The organism is Kitasatospora sp. NPDC004745, from assembly GCF_042873275.1.
Lineage (GTDB): Bacteria > Actinomycetota > Actinomycetes > Streptomycetales > Streptomycetaceae > Kitasatospora.
Genome location: NZ_JBIALK010000008.1, coordinates 228093 through 254593, shown reverse-complemented (window position 1 = coordinate 254593; position 26501 = coordinate 228093). Strand labels below are relative to the sequence as shown.

Annotated in this window: 22 protein-coding genes and 2 pseudogenes; 8 read left to right on the top strand and 16 right to left on the bottom strand. The window is 73.9% G+C overall.

Annotation, left to right across the window (positions count from 1 at the left end):
- Window positions 1-119 (bottom strand): annotated as a pseudogene (locus ACFYUY_RS17230) (acyl-CoA dehydrogenase); the annotation flags it as partial.
- A gap of 178 nt (window positions 120-297) precedes the next feature.
- Here ACFYUY_RS17230 and ACFYUY_RS17225 point away from each other — a divergent pair.
- A complete protein-coding gene (locus tag ACFYUY_RS17225) occupies window positions 298-1635 on the top strand; it encodes a UDP-glucose/GDP-mannose dehydrogenase family protein (protein ID WP_360216237.1) in 1338 nt (445 codons plus the stop codon).
- Window positions 1636-1769: 134 nt separating this feature from the next.
- Window positions 1770-2459 (top strand): hypothetical protein, encoded by a 690-nt coding sequence (locus tag ACFYUY_RS17220; protein WP_360216240.1) that lies wholly within the window; start codon window positions 1770-1772, stop codon window positions 2457-2459.
- A 34-nt stretch (window positions 2460-2493) separates the two neighbouring features.
- Here the strand turns inward: ACFYUY_RS17220 and ACFYUY_RS17215 are convergent, their stop codons facing one another.
- The 4 genes from ACFYUY_RS17215 to ACFYUY_RS17200 all read right to left on the bottom strand — a co-directional run bounded on the left by ACFYUY_RS17215 (window position 2494) and on the right by ACFYUY_RS17200 (window position 5958).
- The gene (locus ACFYUY_RS17215; protein ID WP_360216243.1) at window positions 2494-2919 is read right to left on the bottom strand and encodes a CoA-binding protein; all 426 of its coding nucleotides are present in this window, start codon (window positions 2917-2919) and stop codon (window positions 2494-2496) included.
- A 118-nt stretch (window positions 2920-3037) separates the two neighbouring features.
- Window positions 3038-4261, bottom strand: a complete 1224-nt coding sequence (locus tag ACFYUY_RS17210) for a dipeptidase (RefSeq protein ID WP_387901305.1) — start codon at window positions 4259-4261, stop codon at window positions 3038-3040.
- Window positions 4262-4297: 36 nt separating this feature from the next.
- Complete coding sequence (gene purE, locus ACFYUY_RS17205) at window positions 4298-4822, bottom strand: 5-(carboxyamino)imidazole ribonucleotide mutase (protein ID WP_360216248.1); 525 nt, start codon at window positions 4820-4822, stop codon at window positions 4298-4300.
- The gene (locus ACFYUY_RS17200; protein ID WP_360216250.1) at window positions 4819-5958 is read right to left on the bottom strand and encodes a 5-(carboxyamino)imidazole ribonucleotide synthase; all 1140 of its coding nucleotides are present in this window, start codon (window positions 5956-5958) and stop codon (window positions 4819-4821) included. The genes purE and ACFYUY_RS17200 overlap by 4 nt, the downstream gene beginning before the upstream one ends.
- A 258-nt stretch (window positions 5959-6216) precedes the next feature.
- Between ACFYUY_RS17200 and ACFYUY_RS17195 the strand changes: the two genes are divergently transcribed.
- Both ACFYUY_RS17195 and ACFYUY_RS17190 read left to right on the top strand, forming a co-directional pair.
- Window positions 6217-6762: a GtrA family protein gene (locus tag ACFYUY_RS17195; RefSeq protein ID WP_360216252.1), complete on the top strand. Its 546-nt coding sequence runs from the start codon at window positions 6217-6219 to the stop codon at window positions 6760-6762.
- Window positions 6763-6866: 104 nt separating this feature from the next.
- Window positions 6867-7559, top strand: a complete 693-nt coding sequence (locus ACFYUY_RS17190; protein ID WP_360216254.1) for an ester cyclase — start codon at window positions 6867-6869, stop codon at window positions 7557-7559.
- 24 nt (window positions 7560-7583) lie between these two features.
- Here the strand turns inward: ACFYUY_RS17190 and ACFYUY_RS17185 are convergent, their stop codons facing one another.
- Both ACFYUY_RS17185 and ACFYUY_RS17180 read right to left on the bottom strand, forming a co-directional pair.
- Complete coding sequence (locus tag ACFYUY_RS17185; protein ID WP_360216257.1) at window positions 7584-8828, bottom strand: ATP-binding protein; 1245 nt, start codon at window positions 8826-8828, stop codon at window positions 7584-7586.
- 63 nt (window positions 8829-8891) lie between these two features.
- The gene (locus tag ACFYUY_RS17180) at window positions 8892-9566 is read right to left on the bottom strand and encodes a response regulator transcription factor (RefSeq protein WP_030290974.1); all 675 of its coding nucleotides are present in this window, start codon (window positions 9564-9566) and stop codon (window positions 8892-8894) included.
- A 329-nt stretch (window positions 9567-9895) separates the two neighbouring features.
- Between ACFYUY_RS17180 and ACFYUY_RS17175 the strand changes: the two genes are divergently transcribed.
- A complete protein-coding gene (locus ACFYUY_RS17175; RefSeq protein WP_360216260.1) occupies window positions 9896-11404 on the top strand; it encodes an oligopeptide:H+ symporter in 1509 nt (502 codons plus the stop codon).
- A gap of 165 nt (window positions 11405-11569) precedes the next feature.
- Window positions 11570-13657 (top strand): prolyl oligopeptidase family serine peptidase, encoded by a 2088-nt coding sequence (locus ACFYUY_RS17170; protein WP_387901300.1) that lies wholly within the window; start codon window positions 11570-11572, stop codon window positions 13655-13657.
- 69 nt (window positions 13658-13726) lie between these two features.
- On the opposite strand, the gene hutI is transcribed toward ACFYUY_RS17170, so the two are convergent.
- From hutI to ACFYUY_RS17140, 6 genes are all read right to left on the bottom strand, one after another.
- On the bottom strand, window positions 13727-14893 hold the full coding sequence (gene hutI, locus ACFYUY_RS17165) for an imidazolonepropionase (RefSeq protein WP_360216266.1): 1167 nt from the start codon (window positions 14891-14893) through the stop codon (window positions 13727-13729).
- A gap of 34 nt (window positions 14894-14927) precedes the next feature.
- Window positions 14928-16277 (bottom strand): formimidoylglutamate deiminase, encoded by a 1350-nt coding sequence (locus ACFYUY_RS17160; protein ID WP_360216269.1) that lies wholly within the window; start codon window positions 16275-16277, stop codon window positions 14928-14930.
- Entirely contained in the window at window positions 16268-17449 is a 1182-nt protein-coding gene (locus tag ACFYUY_RS17155) for an allantoate amidohydrolase (protein ID WP_360216381.1), read from the bottom strand. The genes ACFYUY_RS17160 and ACFYUY_RS17155 overlap by 10 nt, the downstream gene beginning before the upstream one ends.
- An 85-nt stretch (window positions 17450-17534) precedes the next feature.
- Window positions 17535-19190, bottom strand: a complete 1656-nt coding sequence (hutU, locus tag ACFYUY_RS17150) for a urocanate hydratase (RefSeq protein ID WP_387901324.1) — start codon at window positions 19188-19190, stop codon at window positions 17535-17537.
- A gap of 187 nt (window positions 19191-19377) precedes the next feature.
- Window positions 19378-19701 (bottom strand): hypothetical protein, encoded by a 324-nt coding sequence (locus ACFYUY_RS17145; protein WP_360216272.1) that lies wholly within the window; start codon window positions 19699-19701, stop codon window positions 19378-19380.
- A 110-nt stretch (window positions 19702-19811) separates the two neighbouring features.
- The gene (locus ACFYUY_RS17140; protein WP_360216275.1) at window positions 19812-20681 is read right to left on the bottom strand and encodes a MurR/RpiR family transcriptional regulator; all 870 of its coding nucleotides are present in this window, start codon (window positions 20679-20681) and stop codon (window positions 19812-19814) included.
- Window positions 20682-20891: 210 nt separating this feature from the next.
- Here ACFYUY_RS17140 and ACFYUY_RS17135 point away from each other — a divergent pair, with 210 nt between their 5' ends.
- Entirely contained in the window at window positions 20892-21314 is a 423-nt protein-coding gene (locus tag ACFYUY_RS17135; protein WP_360216278.1) for a hypothetical protein, read from the top strand.
- A gap of 42 nt (window positions 21315-21356) precedes the next feature.
- Here the strand turns inward: ACFYUY_RS17135 and hutH are convergent, their stop codons facing one another.
- The gene (gene hutH, locus ACFYUY_RS17130; RefSeq protein ID WP_360216281.1) at window positions 21357-22940 is read right to left on the bottom strand and encodes a histidine ammonia-lyase; all 1584 of its coding nucleotides are present in this window, start codon (window positions 22938-22940) and stop codon (window positions 21357-21359) included.
- A 169-nt stretch (window positions 22941-23109) separates the two neighbouring features.
- Here hutH and fdhD point away from each other — a divergent pair, with 169 nt between their 5' ends.
- Complete coding sequence (gene fdhD / locus ACFYUY_RS17125; RefSeq protein ID WP_387901294.1) at window positions 23110-23964, top strand: formate dehydrogenase accessory sulfurtransferase FdhD; 855 nt, start codon at window positions 23110-23112, stop codon at window positions 23962-23964.
- A 39-nt stretch (window positions 23965-24003) separates the two neighbouring features.
- Here the strand turns inward: fdhD and ACFYUY_RS17120 are convergent, their stop codons facing one another.
- Together ACFYUY_RS17120 and ACFYUY_RS17115 are read right to left on the bottom strand one after the other, a co-directional pair.
- Window positions 24004-24360: a hypothetical protein gene (locus tag ACFYUY_RS17120; RefSeq protein WP_387901291.1), complete on the bottom strand. Its 357-nt coding sequence runs from the start codon at window positions 24358-24360 to the stop codon at window positions 24004-24006.
- Between the two features lie 732 nt (window positions 24361-25092).
- Window positions 25093-26250, bottom strand: a pseudogene (locus ACFYUY_RS17115) (diguanylate cyclase domain-containing protein); the annotation flags it as partial.
- Between the last annotated feature and the right edge of the window lie 251 nt (window positions 26251-26501).

Sequence of the window (26501 nt, the reverse complement as noted above, 5' to 3'; positions counted from 1 at the left end):
TCCGCCGCGAACGGAGCGATCTTCGCCTCGGCCAGCGAACGCACCGCCTCACGGAGCATCCCGTGCTCCTCGGAGATACGGAAGAGATCGAAGTCAGCCGCGCCTGCGCCGCCCGCCATGTTGCCCGCCTCGCCAGTGGTCGAAGTCAATTCGGGTTAACTACCGTTCAGTAGAGATCCTAGGGCTCCGACCTGCGGCTGCCTAGCGTTCCCCGTGACCGGGCGATCCCTGCCGACTCCGGCGGGCGGATAGCATCAGGTGCACCCGTACAGGTCGAGTCCGCACAAAGGGGAACCCGTGACCCTCCGCATCTCCGTGATCGGCACCGGCTACCTCGGCGCCACGCACGCCGCCGCGATGGCCGAGTTCGGCTTCGAGGTGCTGGGCCTGGACATCGACCCCGACAAGATCGCCACGCTGACCGCCGGCCGGGTGCCGATGTACGAGCCGGGCCTGTCCGAGCTGCTGCTCAAGCACGTGGCCGGGCACGAGGGCTCGACCGGCCGGCTGCGCTTCACCAGCTCCGTCCAGGAGGCCGCCGAGTTCGGTGACGTGCAGTTCATCTGCGTCAACACCCCCCAGCGCAAGGGCGAGTTCGCGGCCGACATGTCCTACGTGGACACCGCCATCGACGACCTCGCGCCGTACCTGACCCGCCCGGTCCTGGTGGTCGGCAAGTCCACCGTGCCGGTCGGCTCGGCGAGCCGGCTGGCCGAGCGGCTGGCCGCCCTGGCTCCGGTCGGCGCGGGCGCCGAACTCGCCTGGAACCCGGAGTTCCTGCGCGAGGGCTTCGCCGTCCGGGACACCCTGCGGCCGGACCGGATCGTCGTCGGCGCCCACAGCGAGAACGCCGAGCGGCTGCTGCGCGAGGTGTACGCCGAGCCGATCGCGGCCGGGGTGCCGTTCATGGTCACCGACTACGCGACCGCCGAACTGGTCAAGGCCGCCGCCAACTCCTTCCTGGCCACCAAGATCTCCTTCATCAACGCGATGGCCGAGGTCTGCGAGGCGGCCGGCGCGGACGTCACCCAGCTCAGCAAGGCCCTCGCCCACGACGAGCGGATCGGCGGCAAGTTCCTCAACTCCGGCCTCGGCTTCGGCGGCGGCTGCCTGCCCAAGGACATCCGCGCCTTCATGGCCCGGGCCGGCGAGCTCGGCGCCGACCAGGCGCTGACCTTCCTGCGCGAGGTCGACTCGATCAACATGCGCCGCCGCTCCCGGATGGTCGAACTGGCCCGCGAGCAGTGCGACGGCGGCTTCCTGGGCCGCCGGGTGGCCGTCCTGGGCGCCGCGTTCAAGCCCAACTCGGACGACATCCGGGACTCCCCCGCGCTCAACGTCGCCGCCCAGATCCAGCTCCAGGGCGCCCAGGTCACCGTCTACGACCCCAAGGCCGTGGACAACGCCCGCAAGATGTTCCCCTCGCTCGCCTACGCCTCCTCGGCCCTGGAGGCCGCCGAGGGCGCCCACGTCGTCCTGCACCTGACCGAGTGGAGCGAGTTCCGCGAGCTGGACCCGGCGGCGCTGGGCGCCGTCGTCGCCGAGCGGCGACTGCTCGACGGCCGCAACGTGCTGGACGCCGAGGCCTGGCGCGCCGCGGGCTGGACGTACCGCGCCCTCGGCCGCCCCAGCTGACGGCGCCCCCACCGCCGGTCGCGGGGGCGGCCGGATGGCTCATCCTCGTTGGCACCGCCGCCCGGCGCGCCGGATGCTCGTCGCACCGGGCGTCGGCTCCACCGTCACCGGAGCGGGCCGGATGAGGTGAGGGCATGGCCGCAGCGGACGCGTCGAGCGTCGTCCACGACGTGGTGACGTCGGCGCTCCCGGCCGTCGTGGCCGCGCTCCTCGGCGCCGCGGGGCTCTGGTTGCGGGACTGGCGCGCCCGGCGGAGCGCCGCGACCAGGCGGCGGCAGCAGCTGGACGAGGCGCAGGCCTACCTCGGCTTCCTCGGCCAGTGGTTCAGCACCTACGCGGCCGTCGCCCCGGGGGCGGACGCCGCCCAGGCGCGGGCCTGGGCCGCCGGGTACCTGGAGGACCAGCTCCGGGCCCTGCAGACACCGGAGGCCGAGGCGCCGCGGGGCGAACCGACCCCGTTCCGGACGAGGACGAGGCTGGTGCTCCTCCTCTACCCCCTGCACTCCTTCGCCGGCTCGATGGTGCGACTCCTGTACTACGCCGCGCTGGGGCTCACGGTCGAGTTCACCTCGGCCTCCCTCGTGACCTCCGACGAGTGGCTCGTCAGGGTCGCGCTGGCCGCGTTCTTCCTGGTGGCCGGGCTCGTGGTGCTCGGCGTCCTGTGGCGGCTCGCCGTTCAGCTCTCGCCCGGGAACGCCGTCCCCGGGAGCCGTCACGAGGACCGCGCGCGGCGGGCCGGCCCGGCGCCGGACGGGAGCGGTGCGGACCACGACCGGGCGCCTCCCCCGCCGCCGTCCGCACCGCCGCCCGGGCCGCCGCGCTGATCTCCGGGATCCGCCCGCGTCCGCCGGACGGGCGCTAGCCGAACCGGCCGGCCAGGCCGAGGCGGGGGATCTCGATGGCGGGGCACTTGTCCATCACCATCGCGAGCCCCGCCGCCCGCGTCCGCTCGTACGCGGCCTCGTCGACCACGCCGAGCTGGAACCAGACGGCCGCGGCGCCGATCGCGGCCGCCTCGTCCGCGACCCCGCCGGCGAGGTCCGAGCGGACGAAGACGTCCACCACGTCGACCTCGAACGGGACGTCCGCGAGCGAGGCGTACCCCTGCTCGCCGTGCACCGTCTCCGCCTTCGGGTGCACCGGCACGATCCGCTTGCCGAAGCGCTGCAGCACCTCGGCGACGCCGTACGCCGCTCGCCGCCGGTTGGACGAGAGGCCCACGACGGCCCAGGTGTCACCCAGCTCGGTAAGGATCCTCCGGACCGTCTCCGGGTCGCCGTACATGTCCTGCCTCCTCGCAGCCGGGAACTCACCGGAGCCAGCGCCACCGCGGCCCCGGCCATTCCCGGCCGCCGTCAGCACGGGTCGGCGCGGGTCGGCACCGTCGAGCCGGACGGTCGGGTCAGGCCTCCCCGTCCCCGGCGCCGTCCAGCTGCGCGATGGTGGCGATGGACGGGCGGCGGCGCGCCCGCAGCCCGGCGGCGGCCGACTCGGCGTCGCGCAGCACGCGGACGGCGTTGTGCCAGGTGAGCTTGGCGAGGTCGCCCTCGGACCAGCGGCGGCGCAGCAGCTCGGCGACCAGGTTGGGGTAGCCGGCCACCGAGTCCAGGCCCTCGGGCAGGAAGGCGGTGCCGTCGAAGTCCCCGCCGATGCCGATGTGGTCGATGCCGGCGACCTCGCGCATGTGGTCGAGGTGGTCGGCGACGGTGGCCGCGGTGGCGGCCGGCCGCGGGTTGTCGGCCTCGAAGGCGCGCTGACGGTCCATCGCGGCCGGCGTGGTGTCGAGCGGGTGGAAGCCGTGGGCACGCATGTTGGCGTCGGCGGCGAGGGTCCACTCGATGGCGGCGGGCAGGATGAACTTGGGCACGAAGGTGGCCATCGCCACGCCGCCGTTGGCGGGCAGCTGGGCGAGCACGTCGTCGGGGACGTTGCGCGGGTGGTCGCAGACGGCGCGGGCGGAGGAGTGCGAGAACACCACCGGGGCCTCGGTGACCCGCAGGGCGTCGCGCATGGTGTCGGCGGAGACGTGCGAGAGGTCGACGAGCATGCCGAGCCGGTTCATCTCCCGGACGACCTCCTCGCCGAAGCGGGTCAGGCCGCCGGCCGCCGGCTCGTCGGTCGCGGAGTCCGCCCACGGGGTGTTGTCGTTGTGGGTGAGCGTCAGGTAGCGCACGCCGAGCTCGTAGAGGGCCCGCAGGGTGGCGAGCGAGCAGTCGATGGAGTGGCCGCCCTCGGCGCCCATCAGGGAGGCGATCCGGCCCTCGGCGCGGGCGGCCTCCATGTCGTCGGCGGTGCGGGCGAGCCGGAGCCGGTCGGGGTAGCGCTCGACCAGGGCGTGGACGAAGTCGATCTGCTCCAGGGTGGCGCTCACCGCGTGGTCGCCGGCCAGCCGGGTGGGCACGTAGACGGACCAGAACTGGGCGCCGACCCCGCCCTCCGCGAGGCGGGCGAGGTCGGTGTGCAGGCGGTCGCTCTGGTCGGCGGCGAGGTCGAGCGCGCCGAGGTCGTACCCGGCCTGTTCGCGCATGGCCCACGGGAGGTCGTTGTGGCCGTCCACCACGGGGGCGGTGCGCAGCAGGGCCCGGGCGCGGTCCAGCGGGGCGGGGGAGTCCGGCTCAGAAGTCATGTGAGCCGTTCTACCCCACCCGCCCCGGTGGTCGGACTACTTGCCGAAGCCGAAGGAGGAGGATCCGGCCACCTTGGCCCGGAGCTTCTTGCCCTTCTCGGTGGCCTGGTTGTTCAGCTCGGCCTGGAACTCGGTCATCCGCTCGGTCAGCTCGGGGTCGAAGGCCGCGAGCATGCGCACGGCGAGCAGGCCGGCGTTGCGCGCGCCGGCCACCGAGACGGTCGCGACCGGCACGCCGGCCGGCATCTGGACGATGGAGAGCAGGCTGTCCATGCCGTCGAGGTAGCGCAGCGGCACCGGCACGCCGATGACCGGCAGCGGGGTGACGGAGGCGAGCATGCCGGGCAGGTGGGCCGCGCCGCCGGCGCCCGCGATGATCGCCTTCAGGCCGCGCCGGTGGGCGTTCTCGCCGTAGGCGACCATCTCGCGCGGCATCCGGTGCGCCGAGACGACGTCGACCTCGTAGGGGATCTCGAACTCGTCGAGGGCCTGGGCGGCGGCCTCCATGACGGGCCAGTCGGAGTCCGAGCCCATGACGATGCCAACAACCGGGGATGTCATTCGGTGATCGTTCCTCGCAGGTAGGCGGCCGCGTGGCGGGCTCGCTCGCGGACGTCGTCGAGGTCGTCCCCGAAGACGTTGACGTGGCCGACCTTGCGGCCGGGCTTCACGTCCTTCCCGTACATGTGGATCTTCAGCCCGGGGTCGCGGGCCATGCAGTGCAGGAAGGCGTGGTACATGTCCGGGTAGTCGCCGCCCAGGACGTTGACCATCACGGTCCACCGGGCGCGCGGCCTCGGGTCGCCGAGCGGGAGGTCGAGGACGGCCCGCAGGTGGTTCTCGAACTGCGAGGTGACCGCGCCGTCCTGGGTCCAGTGCCCGGAGTTGTGCGGGCGCATGGCGAGCTCGTTGACCAGGATCCGGCCGTCCCGGGTCTGGAACAGCTCGACGGCGAGGTGGCCGACGATGCCGAGTTCGCCGGCGATCCGCAGGGCGAGCTGCTGGGCCTCGTCGGAGAGGGCGGGGTCGAGGTCGGGCGCGGGGGCGGTGACCTCGGCGCAGACGCCGTCCTCCTGGACGCTCTCCACCACCGGGTAGGCGACGGCCTGGCCGCTGGGCGAGCGCACGACGTTGGCGGCGAGCTCGCGGACGAAGTCGACCTTCTCCTCGGCCAGCACGGCGACGCCGGCGAGGAACGGCGCGGCCGCCTCCTCCTCGCCGTCGACGACCCAGACGCCCTTGCCGTCGTAGCCGCCGCGGACGGTCTTCAGCACGACGGGGTAGCCGTCGCCCTCCGCGGCGAACGCGGTGACGTCGGCCGGGTCGGCGACGATCCGGTGCCGGGGGCAGGGCACGCCGATGGAGTCGAGCCTGGCCCGCATGACGCCCTTGTCCTGGGCGTTGACGAGCGCGTCCGGGCCGGGGCGGACGGCGATGCCGTCGGCCTCCAGGGCCCGCAGGTGCTCGGTGGGGACGTGCTCGTGGTCGAAGGTCACCACGTCGCAGCCGGCCGCGAAGCGGCGCAGCGTGTCGAGGTCGCGGTAGTCACCGAGGACGACGTCGGAGACCACCTGCGCGGCGGAGTCCTGGGGCGTGTCGGCGAGGAGTTTGAACCTGACTCCGAGCGGGATGCCCGCCTGGTGTGCCATGCGGGCCAGTTGCCCGCCGCCGATCATGCCCACCACTGGAAAATTCACATTGCCCGGGGAAGTCACGCCGCCAGGATATCCGGGCCGGTCGGGGGTGGTGGAGCCGCTGGTGGGCGGCATGGAGCGGACGCGCGTAGATGTCAACCCGGCGCCCTCGCGGCTGAGCCGTTCGGCGGAAGCGGGTAGCCTGGACGGCTAGGTCCTGGTCTACGCGGTCCGATCATGTGCGTGCACGCAGGGCTCAAGGGACGACCGCGATGCCGCGATCCGCCCTCTCGACCCGCACGCACATGGAGGCAGCCCGGTATGGCGACGACCGCAGCTTCGAGCACCTCGCTCGCGCAGAAACTGCGCGGGCTCTCGGGCGAAGTGGTGAAGTTCGGCCTGGTCGGCCTGAGTGGCGTGGTGGTCAACTTCGCCGTCTTCTGGATCTGCATCAACGGCCTGCACCTGGCCTCGCTGCGGTCCAACATCGCGGCCACCCTGGTCGCCATCGCCAGCAACTACCTCGGCTACCGCTACTGGCTGTACCGCGACCGCGACGCCGCCTCGCGCAAGCGCGAGATCACCCTCTTCCTGGTCTACAGCGGCATCGGCATGCTGATCGAGACCGGCGTGCTCGGCTTCTCGGTGTACGTGCTGGGCCTGGACTCGCACTACGAGCAGCTGGGCGCCAAGGTCGCCGGCCTCGCGGTGGCCACCGTCTTCCGCTTCGTCTCCTACCGGACCTGGGTGTTCAAGGAGCTGCCCGGGACGGGGCAGCCGGCGGACGCCGCCAGCGGGCAGGAGCTCGCCGAGCAGGCCGAGATGATGCTGGCCGCCGAGCAGATCCGGTACGCCAAGGCCGAGTAGGCCCCCCGCTTGCCGGACCGCCGTCCGCCGGAGGACAGTGGTGACCGAGGGCGAGCGCGGCAGGCGGACGATCGAGGCCGAGGGGGGTCCCCGGGAGGATCGCCATGGCGTTCGTCCAGATCATCGACTGCAGGACCGACAGGCTCGACGACCTCAACCGGCTGATGGACAGCTGGGCCGAGCAGACCAGGGGCCGGCGGACGGCCGGCCACGCGGTGGTCGCCACCGACCGCGCCGACAGCAAGCACGTCGTGGAGATCGTCGAGTTCGCCTCGTACGAGGAGGCGATGAGGAACTCGGGCCTGCCCGAGACCGACCGGATCTTCCGCGAGATGGTCGCGCTCTGCGACGCACCGCCGACCTTCACCGACCTCGACGTGGTCCGTGACGCGGCGTTCAACAAGGCCACCGCGGGCCGGGTGCTCGACGGGCTGGCCGCGGGCGACCTCGGCGTGATCGACGAGTGCATGACCGCCGGCTACCGCGACCACGACTATGCCAGCGAGGGCGACGCCGTCGGCCGGGCGGCCTTCAAGGAGCGCTGCAGCGGCTACCTCGCCGCCTTCGACTTCACCTTCGACGTGGAGAGCCAGATCGCCGAGGGCGACGAGGTCGCCACCCGGTGGACCTGGCGCGCCACCCAGAAGGCCGACTTCATGGGCACCACGAACACCGGCCGGTCCGTCACCGGCCGCGGCACGACGACCTTCCGCTTCGAGCAGGGGATGATCTGCGAGGGCTGGTGGCAGTGGGACGTCATGGGCCTGATGCGCCAGCTCGGCATGATGCCCGGCTGACGGCCGCGGCTCCCGCCCCGGTGATCAGTCCGTCTGGCTGCGGCCGAGGAAGATCGCGAACACCGGCGGCCGCAGCGAGAGCAGTTCGAGCCGGCCGCCGTCCGCCTCCGCGAGGTCGCGGGCGACGGCGAGGCCGATGCCGGTCGAGTTGCGGCCGCTGACCGCGCGTTCGAACACCCGGTTGCCGAGGTCCGGCGGCACGCCGGCGCCCTGGTCCTGCACCTCGACCACCACCGAGGTGCCGGAGGGCCGCACCCGCAGGGTGATCGTCCCGGCGCCGTGCATCAGCGAGTTCTCGATCAGGGTGGCCAGCACCTGGGCGACCGTCCCCGGGGTGCCGACCGCGGTGACCCCGTGCAGGCCCTCCAGGGACAGCACCCGGCCGGTCTCGCGCAGCGACGGGCCCCACTCCTCCACCTGCTGCTTGATCACCTCGTCCAGGTCGAAGGCGACGGCGGTGGGGCTGCGCGGGTCGCGCTGGGTGGTGAGCAGCCGCTGGACGACGTCGGTGAGCCGCTCGACCTGCTGGAGGGCGATGGTCGCCTCCTCCTTGACGGTCTCCGGCTCCTCGGCGAGGGCGGTGATCTCCTCCAGCCGCATGGAGAGCGCGGTGAGCGGGGTGCGCAGCTGGTGCGAGGCGTCGGCGGCGAGCCGGCGTTCGGCGGTGAGCATCCGGGCGATCCGTTCGGCGCTGGTGTCCAGCACCTCGGCGACCCGGTCGAGCTCGGGCACCCCGTAGCGGCGGTCGCGCGGTCGCGGGTCCCCCGAGCCGAGCCGTTCGGCGGTCTCGGCGAGGTCGGTGAGCGGGCGGGCGAGCCGCTTGGCCTGCCAGACGGCGAGCGCCACCGCGGCCTGGACGGCCAGCAGGGCGACCACGCCGAGCAGCAGCAGCATGTTGGCGATCTGGTGGTCGACGTCCTCGCGGGACTGCTCGACGGTGACGACCTCGCCGCTGTTGCCACGCTCGACGGCCTTCAGCAGGTGGTCCCCGGCCGGCCGCTCACCGGTGGAGACGACCTCCTGGCCGGGGATCTGCACCTCGACGTAGCTGCCCTCGGTGACCTGGTTGTCGAAGGCCCGGCCGGTGACCGGTTCGCCGGCGTTCAGCCGGTTCTCGACGAGCGCGAGCACCCGGACGGCGGCCGCGTCCACCCGGTCCTGGGCCGAGTTGACGATGGTGCGCTTCTCGACGAGGGCGAGCGGGACGCAGAACACCACGACCACCACCAGGACGACGCCCAGCAGCGAGTTGATCATCCGGCGTTTCACGCTGCCGCTCCCCGAGGTGTGCTGCTCCACCGGCCGGTGCCCGGCCGCGATCTCCGTACGGGGCTAATTCTTCTCGAACCGGAAGCCCACCCCGCGCACGGTGGCGATGTAGCGCGGGTTCGCCGCGTCGTCGCCGAGCTTCTTGCGGAGCCAGGAGATGTGCATGTCGAGGGTCTTGGTGGAGGTCCACCAGGTGGTGTCCCAGACCTGCCGCATGATCTCCTCGCGGGTGACCACCCGGCCGGCGTCCCGGACGAGCACGCGCAGCAGCTCGAACTCCTTGGCGGAGAGGGTGAGCTCCTCCTCCCCGAGCCAGGCCCGGTGGGACTCGATGTCGATCTTGACGCCGTGCGCGCCGGTGGTGAGCTGGTCGACGTTGCCGCGTCGGAGCAGGGCCCGGACCCGGGCGAGCAGTTCGGCCAGGCGGAAGGGCTTGGTGACGTAGTCGTCGGCGCCGGCGTCCAGGCCGACCACGGTGTCGACCTCGTCCGCACGGGCGGTGAGCACCAGAACGGGGCAGCTCTTGCCGTCGGCGCGCAGGCGGCGGCAGACCTCCAGGCCGTCCATCTCGGGCAGCCCGAGGTCGAGGACGACGAGGTCGACCTCCTCGGTCAGGCCGGCGGCGAGTGCGGTCGGACCGTCCTCGCGGACGAGCACCTCGTAGCCCTCACGTCGCAGGGCCCGGGCGAGCGGTTCGGAGATCGCCGGATCGTCCTCGGCGAGCAGCACACAGGTCATGTGGTGATGGTAGTCCGCCGGGGTATGCCCGACCGCCTTGTGAGGTAGTTCACAGAGTGTGATCGTTATACAAGGACTTCCTAGCACTCAACAGACCGTTGCCAACCGCCCGTTCGGCGAAGAATTCACCTTTGGATCTTGAAACCGAAGGAAGAGGTGCCCGTCTACCATGGATAGACCGGGCAGATCTTCTGCAGGCTTTACCATTCCCATACCTAATTCGTGGCTTTTGTCATCCGATAACTCCAAATATGGCCACGTAGAGTGGTTCCGTCCACGTCCGCCGCCACCCCCCTTGGCGGACGCTGTCAGGCAAGGAACCCCTACACATGGCGTCTACGACCCTGGACGCCGACCTCGCGTCGGCCTCTCCCAGCGGCAAGACCTTCCTCGGCCACCCCCGAGGTCTCGCCACTCTCTTCATGAGCGAGATGTGGGAGCGCTTCAGCTACTACGGCATGCGCGCCCTGCTGGTGCTCTACATGACCGCCTCCATCGCGGACGGCGGCCTCGGCATGAAGATGGCCGTCGCCACCGCCATCTACAGCGTCTACACGGCGATGGTCTACCTGCTCGCCCTCCCCGGCGGCTGGATCGCGGACCGCTTCCTCGGCGCCCGCAAGACCGTGGCGGTCGGCGGCACGATCATCATGATCGGCCACTTCCTGCTGGCCGTGCCGTTCAGCGGCTCGTTCTTCGCCGGCCTCGCCCTGATCGCGATCGGCTCCGGCCTGCTCAAGGCCAACATCTCCACGATGGTCGGCCACCTGTACGACGGCCCGAACGACCCGCGCCGTGACGGTGGCTTCACCGTCTTCTACATGGGCATCAACCTCGGCGCCTTCGCGGCCCCGCTGGTCATCGGCACCATCGGCCAGAACGTCAGCTGGCACCTCGGCTTCGCCCTGGCCGGCGTCGGCATGGCCCTCGGCCTCGGCCAGTTCCTGCTCGGCACCCGCCACCTGAGCCCCAAGAGCGACGTCGTCGCCTCGCCGATCTCCGCGGCCGAGAAGCGCGCGATCTTCACGAAGGCCGGCATCTGGCTGGGCATCGCCGCGGTCATCTACGGCGCGCTCGTCGCGAGCGGCTCCTTCACCATCGACTGGGTGCTCTGGCCGCTGTCCATCGCGGGCATCGCGATCCCGGTCTTCGTCTTCGCCAAGGTGAAGCGCGACAAGGACCTCGACGCCACCGAGCAGTCCCGGATGAGCGGCTACATCTGGTTCTTCGTCGCCGCCGCCGTGTTCTGGATGATCTACGACCAGTCCGGCTCGACGCTGAGCATCTTCGCGGACGACCACACCGCGTCCACGCTGTTCGGGTTCGACTTCCCGTCCAGCTGGTTCCAGTCGCTCAACCCGCTGTACATCATGGCGCTGGCCCCGGTCTTCGCCTGGTTCTGGGTCGCCCTGGCCCGCCGGTCGAAGAACCCCAGCACCACCACGAAGTTCGCCTTCGGCCTGCTGATGATCGGCGCCTCCTTCATCGTCATGATGCTGGCGATGGCCGCCGCCACCGGCGGCACCAAGGTCACCCCGCTCTGGCTGGCCATGGTCTACCTGGTCCAGACCGTCGGTGAGCTCACGCTCTCCCCCGTCGGCCTGTCCGTCACCACCAAGCTGGCGCCCACCAAGTACGCCAGCCAGATGATGGGCGTCTGGTTCCTCGCCGTCACCGCGGGTGACTGCGTCGCCGCCATCTTCCAGCTCGTGCTGGGCGACGACGTGGTCGGCAGCACCTCGTACTTCGCGGTGCAGGGCGCCATGGCGATACTCGCCGGTGTCGCGCTGTGGCTGTACCGCAAGAGGGTCGTCAAGCTCATGGGCGACGTCCACTGACGTCCTGACGACCGGGCACACGCTCCGGGGCCGGTGCGGATTCCTGAGATCCGCGCCGGCCCCGGCCGTTTTCCCCCACCTCCCGCGGCCCGCCCGCACGGCCCGACCGGCGGGTCCGGAAATCCACTCGACCGCGGCGGGCCCGGTCTGCCTATGGTGCCCGCCATGCCGACCGACTCCCTCCCCCGCCAGCTCGCCCGCACCCGGCGCCTCACCCTGGGCGCGCCCACCCAGCCCCTGATCACCGCCGACGGCACCACCGTCCTGTTCCTGCGCAGCCGGGGCGGCACCGACCCGGTCGCCCGGCTCTGGGCGCTCGACACCGCCACCGGCGCGGAACGCCTGGTCGCCGACCCGGCCGCGCTCGGCGAGGGCGGCGGCGGGCTCCCCGAGGCCGAACGGATCCGCCGCGAACGCGCCCGCGTCGCGGGCTCCGGCATCACCGCCTTCAGCACCGACGCCACCGGCCGGCTCGCCGCCTTCACCCTCGGCGGCTCCCTCTGGCTCGCCGACACCGCCGCGGGCACCGTCCGCGCTGTGCCGACCGCCCCCGGGGTGTACGACCCGCGGATCGACCCGACCGGCCGCCGGATCGCCTACTCCTGCGACGGCGCCCTGCGGGTGGCCGACCTCGACGGCGGACCCGATCGGGCGCTCGCCGAACCGGAGGCCGAGGAGGTGACGTACGGCGTCGCCGAGCACGTCGCCGCCGAGTCGATGCACCGCGACCGCGGCCACTGGTGGTCCCCGGACGGCACCGCGCTGCTGGTCGCCCGCGTCGACCCGCGCCCGGTCGGCCGGCTCTTCCTCGCCGACCCGGCCGAGCCGCAGCGGCCGCCGCGCGCGATCCGCTACCCGCTGGCCGGCACCGCCAACGCGGAGGTCTCGCTCTGGCTGCTCGGCGTCGACGGCGGCCGCACCGAGGTCCGCTGGGACCGCGAGGCCCACGAGTACCTCACCGCCGCCGGCTGGGACGCGCACGGCCCGTACGCCGCCGTCCAGAGCCGTGACCAGCGCACCCTGCGCACCCTCGCCGTCGAACCGGACGGCACCACCCGGCTGCTCGCCGAACGGCGCGACGAGCACTGGGTCGAACTCGTCCCCGGCCTGCCGGTGCGCACCGCCTCCGGAGCACTCGTCGACGCCGCCGACGTCGACGGCACCCGGCACCTCACCGTCGACGGCGTGCCCGTCACCCCGCCCGGGCTGCAGCTGGCCCGGGTGCTCGGGACGGACGGCGAGCAGGTGCTCTTCACCGCCCAGGACGATCCCGTCGAGACCCACCTCTGGAGCCACCACCCGGCCGAGGGCGTCCGGCGGCTCAGCGAGGGCCCGGGGCTGCACACCGGCACCCGGCGCGCCGGCACTCTGGTGCTCACCACCCGCCGGGCGGGCCACCCCGCCGGCCTCGGCACCGTCCACCGCGACGGCCGGGCCTTCCCGCTCACCTCCTACGCGCAGCCGCCGGTGCTCACCGCCCGGCCCGAGCTGCTCCGCCTCGGCCCGCGCGACCTGCGCGCCGCGCTGTACCTGCCCACCGGCCACCGGGCCGGTGCGGGGCCGCTGCCCGTCCTGCTCGCCCCGTACGGCGGGCCCGCCCAGCAGATCGTCGACACCGGCGGCCAGTGGTACGACCTGCTCGCGCAGTGGTACGCCGACCAGGGCTTCGCGGTGCTGGTCATCGACGGCCGCGGCACCCCGGGGCGCGGCCCGCACTGGGAGAAGAGCGTCCGGGGCGACAAGGCCGGCCCCGCCCTGGAGGACCAGGTCGACGGCCTGCGGCAGGCCGCCCGGCTGCGGCCCGGCCTGCTCGACCTCGACCGGGTCGGCATCCGCGGCTGGTCCTACGGCGGCTACCTCGCGGCGCTCGCCGTGCTGCGCCGCCCGGACGTCTTCCACGCGGCCGTCGCCGGCGCGCCGCCCACCGACCAGCGGCTGTACGACACCCACTGGCAGGAGCGCTTCCTCGGCCACCCCGCCGAGCACCCCGAGCACTACGACGCCTGCTCGCTGATCGCCGACGCGCCGCGGCTGGTCCGCCCGCTGCTGCTGGTGCAGGGCCTCGCCGACGACAACGTCCTGCCCGTCCACGCCCTGCGGCTGTCCGGCGCCCTGCTCGCCGCCGGCCGCCCGCACGAGGTCCTCCCGCTCTGCGGCACCACCCACACCCCGAGCGACGAGTCGGTGGCGGAGAACATCCACCACCACCAGGTGGAGTTCCTGAGGCGCTCGCTGGGGCTCGCCCGCGGCTGACCGGCCCCGGGCGTGACGGAGCCCCCGCGCCGGCCACCCCGGCGGCGCGGGGGCTCCCCCGTGCGGTGCTCAGACCTCCCGCACGCCCGACCGCCAGACCGCCGCCGTCAGCGGCACGCCCGGCCGGTAGGCCAGGTGGACGTGCGAGGGGGCGTCCAGCAGCAGCAGGTCGGCGCGCGCACCGACGGTGACCGACCCGACGTCGGTGCGCCGCAGCGCGTGCGCACCGCCGGCCGTGGCCGCCCAGACCGCCTCGTCCGGCGTCATGCCCATCTCGCGCACCGCGACCGCGATGCAGAACGCCATCGAACTCGTGAAGCTGGAGCCCGGGTTGCAGTCCGTGGAGAGCGCCACCACGGCGCCCGCGTCGAGCAGCCGCCGGCCGCTCGGGTACTCGGCGCGGGTGGAGAACTCGGCGCCCGGAAGCAGCGTCGCCACCGTCCCCGAGCCGGCCAGGGCCGCCACGTCCTCGTCCGTCAGGTGGGTGCAGTGGTCCGCCGAGGCGGCACCCAGCTCGACGGCGAGCTGCACGCCGGGGCCGTGGGAGAGCTGGTTGGCGTGCACCCGGGGGGTGAGGCCGCGCTCGATGCCCGCGGTCAGCACGGCCCGTGCCTGGTCGCCGTCGAAGGCGCCCTTCTCGCAGAACACGTCCACCCAGCGGGCGTGCGGCGCACAGGCGTCCAGCATCTCGCCGGTGACCAGGTCGACGTACCCGGCCGGGTCGTCGGCGTACTCGGGCGCGACCACGTGCGCGCCCAGGTAGGTGGTCTCCGGGGTGTACTGCGCGGCGATCCGCAGCGCCCGGGCCTCGTCCTCGACGGTCAGCCCGTAGCCGGACTTGCACTCGATGGTCGTGGTGCCCTGCCGCAGCGCCTCCCGGACGAACCGGGCCAGGTTGGCGTCGAGTTCGGCGTCGCTCGCGGCCCGGGTGGCCGCCACCGTGGTGCGGATGCCGCCCGCGCTGTACGACTGCCCGGACATCCGGGCGTTGAACTCGGCGGTGCGGTCGCCCGCGAACACCAGGTGCGCGTGCGAGTCGACGAAGCCGGGCAGCAGCGCCCGCCCGGCCGCGTCGAACCGCTCGTCGGCGGCCGGTGCCTGGGCCGCCGGGCCGACCCAGGCGACGGTGGCGCCGTCCAGCACCACGGCCGCGTCGGTGAGCAGGCCGAGCGGCCCGGTGCCGGACCCGGGGTCGTTGGTGACCAGGCTGCCGATGCCGGTGATCAAGGTGCTCAAGACAACGCCTTCCGAACGGGGTTGGGGATACGGATCAGCAGCTCAGCGCGCCGATGGCGGCGCCCAGGGCGCCCGGCACGTCCGCGACCAGCTGGTGCACGCCGTCCCGGACGACCTGCCGGCCGCCGACCACCACGTGCCGCACGTCGGCGGCGGAGGCCGCGAAGACGGCCGTCTCGGCGCCCAGCCGGGGCGGCGGCCCTGCGGTGCGCACCGAGTCCAGCGCGATCACGGTGAAGTCGGCCAGGGCGCCGGCCTCGACCCGGCCGGCCTCCGGCCAGCCGAGCGAGGCGTGCCCGTCCTCGGTGCCGGCCCGCAGCAGGGCGGCGGCCGTCCAGTGCCCGCGGGTGCGGGTGCGCAGCCGCTCGTCCAGCTCCAGGGCGCGGGCCTCCTCGAACGGGTCGATGACGGCGTGGCTGTCACTGCCCAGGGTGACCGGGCAGCCCGCCGAGGCCAGCCGGCGGGCCGGGCCGATGCCGTCCGCGAGGTCCCGCTCGGTGGTGGGGCACATGCAGATGGTGGTGGACGTGTCGGTGAGGAGCCGGACGTCCTCGTCGGTGAGGTGGGTGGCGTGCACCGCCGAGGTCCGCGGGCCGAGCGCGCCGTGGTCCGCCAGCAGCCGGGTCGGGGTGACGCCGTGCGCGGCGAGGCAGGCCTCGTTCTCGGCGGTCTGCTCGGACAGGTGGACGTGCAGCGGCGCCTTGCGCGCCGCCGCCCACTGCGCGACGGTGCCCAGCTGCTCGGCCGGCACGGCCCGCACCGAGTGGATGGCGGCGCCGATCCGGGCGTGCTCGCGGGGCTTGAGCGCGTCCGCCCGCTCGGCCCAGGCGTCGGCGTCGCCGTCGCTGAACCGCTGCTGGGGCTTGGTCGGCTCGGCGCCGAAGCCCGCGGACAGGTAGCAGGTGTCGAGCAGGGTGATCCGGATGCCGGCCCGCGCGGCGGCCTCGATCAGCGCCTCGCCCATCGCGTTGGGGTCGTCGTACCGGGCGCCGCCGGGCGCGTGGTGCAGGTAGTGGAACTCGCCGACGGCGGTGATCCCGGCCAGCGCCATCTCGGCGTAGACGGCGGTGGCGAGCGCCAGGTAGCGGTCCGGGTCGAGCGCCCCGGCGAACCGGTACATGGTGTCGCGCCAGGTCCAGAACGTGCCGGAGCCGACCTGGACGTGGCCGCGCAGCGCCCGGTGGAAGGCGTGCGAGTGGGCGTTCGCCTGGCCGGGCAGCAGCAGCCCGTCGAGGCGGACGGCGCCGGGCGGGCAGGGCCCGCTCTCCGGCGTCACCGCAGTGGTCCGGCCGTCGGGGCCGACGGCGATCAGCACGTCCCGCTCGACCACCGGACCGTTCGGGTGGGGCAGCCAGGCGTACTGCGCCCAGTAGGTCACTGACACGCCAGGTCCTCCAGTACGTCGGCGAGGGCGGTGACGCCGGCCAGGCAGTCCGCCTCCTCGGCGTGCTCGGCCGGGGAGTGCGACACCCCGGTGGGGTTGCGCACGAACAGCATGGCGGTCGGGATCGCCGACGCCAGGATCCCGGCGTCGTGTCCCGCCCCGGTGGGCAGCACCGGGGCGTCCAGCAGCTTGGCGAGCCGGTCGCGCAGCGGGCCGTCGAAGTCCACCACCGGGGTGTAGGACTCCCGGGTCAGCTCGACCCGGACGCCGTCGCGCTCGCCGCGCTCGGCGGCGGCCTGCTCGATCTCGTCGACCAGCGCGGCCAGGGTGCGCTCGTCGGCGGCCCGGGAGTCCAGCCAGCCGCGCACCAGCGAGGCGATCGCGTTGGTGCCGTTGGGCTCGACCGCGACCTTGCCGAAGGTGGCCAGGGCACCCGCCAGCCGCGCCTTCTTGCGGGCGGAGAGCACGGTGTTGGCGTACGTCAGCATCGGGTCGCGGCGGTCCTCGATCCGGGTGGTGCCGGCGTGGTTGGCCTCGCCGTGGAAGTCGAACCGCCAGCGGCCGTGCGGCCAGATCGCGCTGGCCACGCCGACCGGCTGCTCCTCGGTGAGGAGGCGGCCCTGCTCAACGTGGAGTTCGACGAAGGCGCCGATCCGGGCCAGCCGGTCGTCGTCCGCGCCGAGCGCGGTCGGGTCGTAGCCGGCCCGCTCCATCGCGTCGGGCAGCCGGACGCCGTCGGCGTCGCGCAGCTCGTACGCCTGCTCGCGGGAGAGCACGCCGGCGGAGAGCCGGGAGCCGATGCAGGCCACGCCGAACCGGGCGCCCTCCTCGTCACCGAAGTTGACGATCGCCAGCGGCCGGTCGAGCTCCGCTCCCCGGCCGCGCAGCTCGTCCAGCGCGGCGAAGGAGGAGACCACGCCGAGCGGGCCGTCGAAGGCGCCGCCGTCCGGGACGGAGTCCAGGTGCGAGCCGGTGACGACCGCCCCGCCCGCGGCCGGATCGCCCAGCCAGGCCCACTGGTTGCCGTTGCGGTCCAGCTCGTAGGTCAGGCCGCGGTCACGGGCCTGCTGTTCGAACCAGGCGCGGCACTCGGCGTCGGCGGAGTTCCAGGCGAAGCGGCGGTAGCCGCCGGAGGCGGCGGAGCGGCCCACGGGGAGCAGCTCCGCCCACATCTCTTCGAAGGAGGACGTCACGCGACCGCCTCGCCGCGCCCGGCACCCGTGTCGCGCACCGCGCGGCTCTTCAGGCTCCGCTCGCTCACAGCTCGCCCATCGGGACGCGCACGCCGCGCTCGTCGGCGACCTCGACGGCCCGGTCGTAGCCGGCGTCGACGTGCCGGATGACGCCCATGCCCGGGTCGTTGGTGAGCACCCGGCGGATCTTCTCGCCGGCCAGCGCGGTGCCGTCGGCGACGGTGACCTGACCGGCGTGGATCGAGCGGCCGATGCCGACGCCGCCGCCGTGGTGGATGGAGACCCAGGACGCGCCGGAGGCCACGTTGACCATGGCGTTGAGCAGCGGCCAGTCGGCGATGGCGTCGGAGCCGTCCAGCATCGCCTCGGTCTCGCGGTACGGGGAGGCGACCGAGCCGCAGTCCAGGTGGTCGCGGCCGATCACGAGCGGTGCGGACAGCTCGCCGGAGGCGACCATGTCGTTGAAGCGCTCGCCGGCCTTGTCGCGCTCGCCGTAGCCGAGCCAGCAGATGCGCGCCGGCAGGCCCTGGAAGTGCACCTTCTCCTGGGCCATCTTGATCCAGCGGGCGAGCGACTCGTTCTCCGGGAAGAGGTCGAGGACGGCCTTGTCGGTCTTGTGGATGTCCTGCGGGTCGCCGGACAGCGCCGCCCAGCGGAACGGGCCCTTGCCCTCGCAGAACAGCGGGCGGATGTACGCGGGGACGAAGCCGGGGAAGGCGAACGCCCGGTCGTAGCCGGCCAGCTGGGCCTCGCCGCGGATCGAGTTGCCGTAGTCGAAGACCTCGGCGCCGCGGTCCTGGAAGCCGACCATGGCCTCGACGTGCCTGGCCATCGACTCGCGCGAGCGGGTGGTGAACTCGGCGGGCTTCTCGGCCGCGTAGGTCGCCATGTCGTCGAAGTCGACGCCCACCGGCAGGTAGCTCAGCGGGTCGTGCGCGCTGGTCTGGTCGGTGACGATGTCGATCGGCGCGTCCATCGCGAGCAGCTGCGGGAACAGCTCGGCGGCGTTGCCCAGCAGGCCGATGGAGAGCGGCTGGCGCTTGTCGCGGGCGGCGGTGGCGAGCTCCAGGGCGTGGGAGAGGTTCTTGGCCTCGACGTCCAGGTAGCGGTGCTCGATCCGGCGGGAGATCCGGGACGGGTCGCAGTCGATGCAGATCGCCACGCCGCCGTTCATGGTGACGGCCAGCGGCTGGGCGCCGCCCATGCCGCCGAGGCCGGCGGTGAGGGTGATGGTGCCCTCGAGGGTGCCGCCGAAGCGCTTGTTGGCGACGGCCGCGAAGGTCTCGTAGGTGCCCTGCAGGATGCCCTGGGTGCCGATGTAGATCCAGGAGCCGGCGGTCATCTGGCCGTACATGGTGAGCCCGAGGCTCTCCAGGCGGCGGAACTCCTCCCAGTTGGCCCAGTCGCCGACCAGGTTGGAGTTGGCGATGAGCACCCGCGGCGCCCACTCGTGGGTCTGCATGACGCCGACCGGGCGGCCGGACTGGACCAGCATGGTCTCGTCCTGCTTGAGGGTCTCCAGGGTCCGGACCATGGCGTCGAAGGAGCGCCAGTCCCGGGCCGCCTTGCCGGTGCCGCCGTACACCACCAGCTTGGAGGGGTGCTCGGCGACCTCGGGGTCGAGGTTGTTCATCAGCATCCGCAGGGCAGCCTCCTGCTGCCACCCCTGCGCCGTCAGCCCCGTACCGCGTGCCGCACGCACCTCGCGCGGACCGCTCACCTGCTGCTGCACCATGTCCTGGCCTCCCTGCGGATGATTTCATTCAGACTTGGTTCGACTGAATATATCCAAACATTCAGTCCTCGACCAGACCCCTGGGCAATCCGATCAGCCCCGGCCCGCACCGGCCCCCAGGCACGCCGAAGCGCCCGTCCCGACACGTCGGAACGGGCCTGCCGGGCGGGCCTCAGGCGGCCGCGCCGCCGTCCCAGTCGATGCCGATCTCGGCGAGCCAGCGGCGGTCGTCGGCGTCGGGCGCGGGCGGGGACGGCGGGCGGGGGATGTTCTGCACCGGGCCCAGGCCGTACTTCTCGACCGCCTCCGCGGCGGCCCGGGCGTCCGGCTCGATGACGCCGACGTGGACGGCGGAGTCGTCTCCCGGATCGAGGACGGTCAGTTCGGGATCGGGCAGGCGCCGCAGGGTGACGCGGCGTCCGCAGGTGGGGCAGGACCATTCGTCGGCCCCCGAGGCCAGGCGGGCGACGAACTTCATCTCGTGGATCACGCGCATGGGCGGCACCCCCTGCAGTAGGGGATGCCCGGGTTCGTGACGACTACTCACGATCCGGCCCACTGCGGGCGCGCCCACCGGGCGGAGCCGGCGCCCGGGCGGGGTCGCGCCTACTCCAGGAACAGGCCGCGCGCCGCCGCCGACTGCTCGATGGCCTCCAGCCTGGCCTCCGCGCCCGGGATCTCGTCGCACATGCTCTGCAGCAGCACCCGGCCGAGCATCATCGGCGCGCACGCCGTGTCGAAGACCAGCCCGGTGCCGACGGCGGCCGGCAGCATCAGGTCGGAGAGCTTGGCGACCGGCGCGAAGGCGCTGTCCGCGACGGTCAGCACCGTCAGACCGCACTCGCGGGCCACCGCCAGCGCGTCCATCAGCTCCCGCGGGTAGCGCGGCAGGGCGAAGCAGAGCAGCGCGGTGGCGCCGGCGGCGCTCGCCTGCTCCAGCCGGTCGGCGAGCATGCTGCCGCCCTCGTCGAGCAGCCGGATGTCGGGGTGCACCTTGGCGGCGAAGTAGGCGAAGCCGCGCGCCTGCGCGGAGGCCGCCCGCAGTCCGAGCACCGGCAGCGGGCGCGAGGCGGCGAGCAGCCGGGCGGCCCGGATGATCGGCTCGGGGTCGGCGAGCAGTTCGGCGAGGTGGCGCAGGTGGGCGATCTCGGCGAGCACCGCCTGCTGGTGCTCGTTGCGCACCGCGTCGTCCGGGGTCTCCGGGGCGACGGCCTCGCCCGCGCCGAGTTCGCGCAGCTGCCGGCGCAGCGCCGGGTAGCCGTCGTAGCCGAGGGCGACCGCGAAGCGGGTGACGGAGGGCTGGCTGACCCCGGCCAGCTCGGCGACCTCGACGCTGGAGAGGAACGGCGCCTCGGTGGCGTGCCGGACCAGGGAGTGCGCGATGCGCCGCTGGGTCGGGGTGAGCCGGTGGCCCTCGAACAGCTGGAGCAGCCGGGAGGAGGGGCCGACCGAGCCGGCCTCGTCGATGGCGGTCATCAGCGGTACCTCCGGGTGCGAGCGGTTCGGACGACGACTGTGCAGCAGCGCGTCGCGCCTGGCAAAGACGTCTCGTACGGCGGAACGTCGCGTGGGACGTCCCGAGGGGTGGACGGCGGCTCGGGGTAACCCTGATTTCCCCCTGAGCCCGCCCGGATTCCCCGGCGAACGGATGGACCCGGCTCCGCCGCGGATTGCAGGCTTGCCCGTATGAACACTCGCCAGGACGAACTTCGCCGCGACCTCGACGCCACCCTGCAGGCCCGCAAGGAACTCGGCAAGGAGTACGAGTCGGAGCTGGTCGACTCGTTCCTGAGCCGGATGGAGTCCCGGATGGACGCCCGTCTGGACCGCCGGGTGGACGAGCGGATGGACGAGTACGGGCCCGCCCACCGCCACCACCCCCGCCGGCAGGGCCGGGTGCCCGGCCGCCCGGGGACCAGGCTCGCGGTGATCTCGCTGGTCCTCGGCATCCCGCTGACCGGGATCGCGAGCAGCCCGTCGGGCGGCGGCTTCGTCGGGATCCTGGTCAGCTGGGCGGGCATCGTCGGGGTCAACTTCGCCGCTGCCTTCGCCGACCGCCGGGAGCACCGCGACGAGGCGCGGCGCTCCCCGCGGAGCGACTGGGACTGACGGGGCGGGGCCGGTCGGCCTGTTCAGCGCCCCGGCGGGTGGTCAGGCCAGCGGGCCGGTGACCCCCTCCACCGCCCGGACCAGCCCGCCGGAGGCGACCAGCGCGGCGGCGGCCTCCAGGTCCGGCGAGAGGAAGCGGTCGCGGCCGGCGCCGCCGACGCCCGCCTCCCGGGCGGCGGCCATGGCGGCCGCGGTGGCCGGGGCGACGCGGCCCGACTCGTCGGCCTGCTGACGGATCTCCAGCGCCCGGGCGGCCGCGGTGAGTTCCACGGCGAGGATCCGGCCGAGGTTGTCGACGGCCTGGCGCAGCTTGCGGGCGGCCGACCAGCCCATCGACACGTGGTCCTCCTGCATCGCGGAGGACGGGATCGAGTCGACCGAGGCCGGGACGGCGAGCCGCTTGTTCTCGCTGACCAGTGCCGCCTGGGTGTACTGCGCGATCATCAGGCCGGAGTCCACGCCCGGGTCGTCGGCCAGGAAGGCCGGCAGGCCGTGCGAGCGGGCCTTGTCGAGCAGTCGGTCGGTGCGGCGCTCGGAGATCGACCCGAGGTCGGCGGCGGCGATGGCCAGGAAGTCCAGCACGTACGCCACCGGGGCGCCGTGGAAGTTGCCGTTGGACTCGACCCGGCCGTCCGGCAGCACCACCGGGTTGTCGACCGAGGCGGCCAGTTCGCGGGAGGCGACGAGCTGGGCGTGCGCCAGGGTGTCGCGGCCGGCGCCGGCCACCTGCGGGGCGCAGCGGATCGAGTAGGCGTCCTGGACGCGCGGCGCGTCGTCCTGGTGGTGGCCGGTGAGGCCGGAGTCCTTGAGGACGGCCAGCATGTTGGCGGCGCTCAGCGCCTGGCCCGGGTGCGGGCGGATCGGCGCGTGCAGCTCGGGGGCGAGCACCTTGTCGGAGCCGAGCAGCGCCTCCAGGGTCATCGCGGCGGTGATGTCGGCGGTGGTGAACAGGCGCTGGAGGTCGGCGATCGCCATCACGAGCATGCCGAGCATGCCGTCGGTGCCGTTGATGAGGGCCAGGCCCTCCTTCTCCAGCAGCTCGACCGGCTCGATGCCGGCGGCGGCGAGCAGCTCGCCGGCGGGCTTCTCCACGCCGTCCGGGCCGGTGGCCACGCCCTCGCCCATCAGGGCCAGCGCGCAGTGCGACAGCGGCGCGAGGTCACCGGAGCAGCCGAGCGAGCCGAACTCCCGGACCACCGGGGTGATGCCCGCGTTGAGCAGGGCGGCCATGGTCTGCGCGACCAGCGGGCGGACCCCGGTGCGGCCGGAGGCCAGCGTCTTCATCCGCAGGAACATCAGCGCCCGGACGACCTCGCGCTCGACCGCGGGGCCCATGCCGGCGGCGTGCGAGCGCACCAGCGAGCGCTGCAGCTGCGCACGCAGTTCGGGGCTGATGTGCCGGACGGCGAGCGCGCCGAATCCGGTCGACACGCCGTAGACGGGGCGCGGCTCGGCCGCGAGGGCGTCGATCCGGGCCCGGGCGGTCGCCATCTCGGCCAGGGCGTCGGGGCCGATCTCGACCCGGGCGTTGCCCCGGGCGACGGCCAGCACGTCCTCCGCACTGACGTCGGCCTTGCCGACCTGGACCAGCGGAGCGTCGGGGGCCACAGCACTGTGCATATCCATATACACCATCACATCAGGTGAATGGGAATATGACAACAGCTGCTCGCCATTCGGATTTTCCGCCGCCCCGTCCCGCGCCGCACGCCGGGCCGGGACGGGGCCGTTGGCCGGCGGCCGCCGCCATGCCGCAGGCTGGTGGTCACGGGACACGTACGGAGGTGGCGGGGCGATGACGCGGGCGACGGCGAGGCGGCGCGTGGTGCGGCTGCGGGGGGACGGGCGCGGAGTGCGGCCGGACGCCCTGGCGGCGGAGGAACCGCTGGAGATCAGGCTCGGCGGCGAACCGCTGACCGTCACCATGCGCACCCCCGGGCAGGACTTCGACCTGGTGGCCGGGTTCCTGGTCGGCGAGGGGCTGGTGCACGCCGCGGACGAGCTCGCCGCGCTGCGCTACTGCGCCGGGACGGACGAGGCCGGCGCCAACACGTACAACGTCGTCGACGCCACCCTGCGCGGCGCGGCCCGCCCCCTGCCGCTCTCCGCGCACCGCAACCTGCTCACCACCAGCGCCTGCGGCCTCTGCGGCCGGGACACCGTGGACGCGGTGCGCACCCACGTCCGCCACCCCGTCGGCGAGGACCCGCTGACCGTCCCGCCGTCCCTGCTGTACGGCCTGCCGGACCGGCTGCGGGCCGCCCAGCGCACCTTCGAGTCCACCGGCGGCCTGCACGCGGCCGGCCTGTTCGACGCCGCCACCGGGGAGCTGCTCTGCGCCCGCGAGGACGTCGGACGGCACAACGCGGTGGACAAGGTGGTCGGCTGGGCCCTGCGCGAGGGCCGGCTGCCGCTGACCGGGCACGTCCTGCTGGTCAGCGGCCGGGCCTCGTTCGAACTGACCCAGAAGGCCGCGCTGGCGGGCGTGCCGCTGCTGGCGGCCGTCTCGGCCCCGTCCTCGCTCGCGGTGGACCTGGCCGAGGAGCTGGGCCTCACGCTGGTCGGCTTCCTGCGCGGGGAGAGCGCGAACGTGTACACCCGGCCGGACCGGATCAGCGAGCCCGCCGCCGCCCCGCCCGTCCCGGCCTGAGCCCGGACGGGCCCCGGGGGGCGCCGGCCCGGGGAGGCCCTAGGACCGGCCGTCCCGGCGCCTGAGCCGCACCACCAGGACCACCAGCACGGCGACCAGCAGGAGCACCACGAGGAAGCCGATGACCTTGCCGATCACCCCGGCGAAGAAGCCCTTCTTCTTCTTGCTCTTCGACTTGGACTTGGAGCCGGCCAGGTCCGAGATCCGGTGCGCCCCGGCCACCACCCGCACCTGTCGGGCGCCCTCCGCCGGCGTACCCGCCGCGCTGCCCGCACCCGCCGCCGGCGCGTCCGCCGTCCGCACCACCGGCGCCGCCGAGGCGGGCGCGGCCAGCGCCACCCCGCCACCGAGCACCAGCGCCCCGGCCACCGCCACGCCCACCAGTCGTCTGCCCACGGCCCGCACCCCGTCCCCGGCGCGCCCGCCGCGCCGATCCAGCGGACACCGTCCCACCACCGGGCGGCCCCCACCACCCCCCGGGCGCGGACCGCGACCCACCCGCAACACGGCGGTCACCGAACCGGCACAGAACCGCCGGGGGCCGGCTCCCGCGGCCCGCCGTCAGCCCGCCGGCGGCGAGGTCGGCCCGGACAGCGCCACGGCCACGAGGGCCCGCATGGCGCAGGCGGCCTGACCGAGCGGGAGGGTGGCGTCGTCGGCGAAGAGCTCGACCAGCCAGCCGCCCGCCGGGTTCTGGCCGCCCGCCGCGACCATCCCGCGGTAGCCCGAGACGACGAGCATGGCCTCCTCGGCCGGGTCGTTGCCGGCCGCGCCCGCCCGCAGGGCGAAGGCGCCGCCGCGGACGGCCCGCCGGGTCATCGGGTAGTGGCGCAGGTCGAAGACGGCGTCGGGGGCCTCGATCTGGGCGCGCTGGGTCTCGGCCCGGACGCTGCTGGGGCCGCTGGTCATCCGGTAGACGGCGTGCTGGGCGGTGCGCATGAGCTGGGAGCCGGGCGGGACGTAGGAGATCCACCAGCCGACGGCGTCGAGCAGCCGGGCGGAGGACTCGGCGACGACCACGAGCTTGGCGAGGGTGTCGGCGGGGTGGACGGCCCTGGCGCCGGCGGCCCGGTCCAGGCCGGCGAGGACGGCGGTGAGCAGCTGGCCGGGGTCGGCGCTGTGGGCGGCGCCGCGGAACCGCCGCCGGTCGCCCGCGCCCGCCCGGCCGCCGCCGCGGGGCCGCCCGTCGGCCCGGTGGTGCGGGTCGGCGGCGTCGGCCAGCAGCACCGTCGGGTCCGGGGCGAAGCCGGGGCCGTGGCTGCGCCCGGCGACGACGGGGTGGGCGGCGCGGGCGGCCTTGGCCCGGTACTGGGCGGCGTCGGCGAGCCGGAAGAGCCGGTCGGGGGTGGTGACGGGGCCGATGGAGTCGCCGGTGGAGGCGACGCCGCAGGCGACCCCCTCCCCCTCGGACAGGGCGAGGGCGCGGGCGCACAGCTCCTCGGCGACGACGACCACCTCGTCGGCCTTCTGCCCCTCCGCCAGCAGGCAGAACTCGTCGCCGCCGAGCCGGGCGGCGAGGCTGCCGGGCAGCTTGGCGGCGGCCAGCGACAGCTGGTGGGCGAACCGTTCCAGCAGCCGGTCGCCCATCTCGTGGCCGAGCTGGTCGTTGACCCGCTTGAGCCCGTTGACGTCGCAGACCACGAGCGAGACCACGGTGTTGTCGCGGTTGTGGGCGGCGAGGGCGCTCTCCAGCCGGGCGTCGACGGCGCGTCGGTTGGCGAGGCCGGTGAGCGGGTCGGAGAAGGCGAGCTTGCGCAGGTCGGCGAGGCGTTCGGTCTGGGCCAGACCGGCCGACACCTGGGCGGCCAGCAGGGTGGCGTAGTCGGCGTCGGCCTCGGTGAACTCGGGCATCCCGACGCTGCGGGCGAGGTAGAGCTCGCCCCAGGCCTGCCCGTGCAGGACGATCGGCGCGACCACGCAGCAGGCCCGGCCGCGCCGGCGCAGCGCCGCGGCGCGCTCCTGGCAGTACGCGCCGGCGGTGGGGTGCGCGTGCCCGGTGTGCGGTTCGGTGTTCTCGGCGGTCTGCAACCAGGCGCGCGGAAGGCGCCCGGTGGTCCAGCGCTCCTCCAGGTAGGTGACGATCTCGGGGAAGTCGGCGACCGGGTAGGACTCGTCCTCGGGCAGTTCCTCCTCGCCCGGCGCGAGCTCCCCGTGGTTGACGAGGACCCTCAGCCGGCCCGATTCGCGGTCCCAGACGGAGACCGCCGTCATGGTGGCGCCGAGCGCCTCGGTGGCCCGGACGGCGGCGGCCCGGACGGCCTCCAGCGGGGTGAGCGCTCCGGCCATGTCCTGGGCGAGCTCGACCACGGACTGCAGCCGCAGGTCGGGGAGCGGGTCGGGGTGCCGCGAGCCACCGCAGTCGCAGCCGCGGTCCGTCATGATCGCCTCGCCGCCCACCGGTTCGCCTCGCTCCCTGTGTCCGGTCCTGCCAGACCCCCGTCACGACCGCACCCGTCCGGCCGCTTGCAACCAAGACTATGGCGGTTTCGTTCGGTTATGCCCCGTTTGCGGGGACGAACCCGCACCAGGCCGTACGG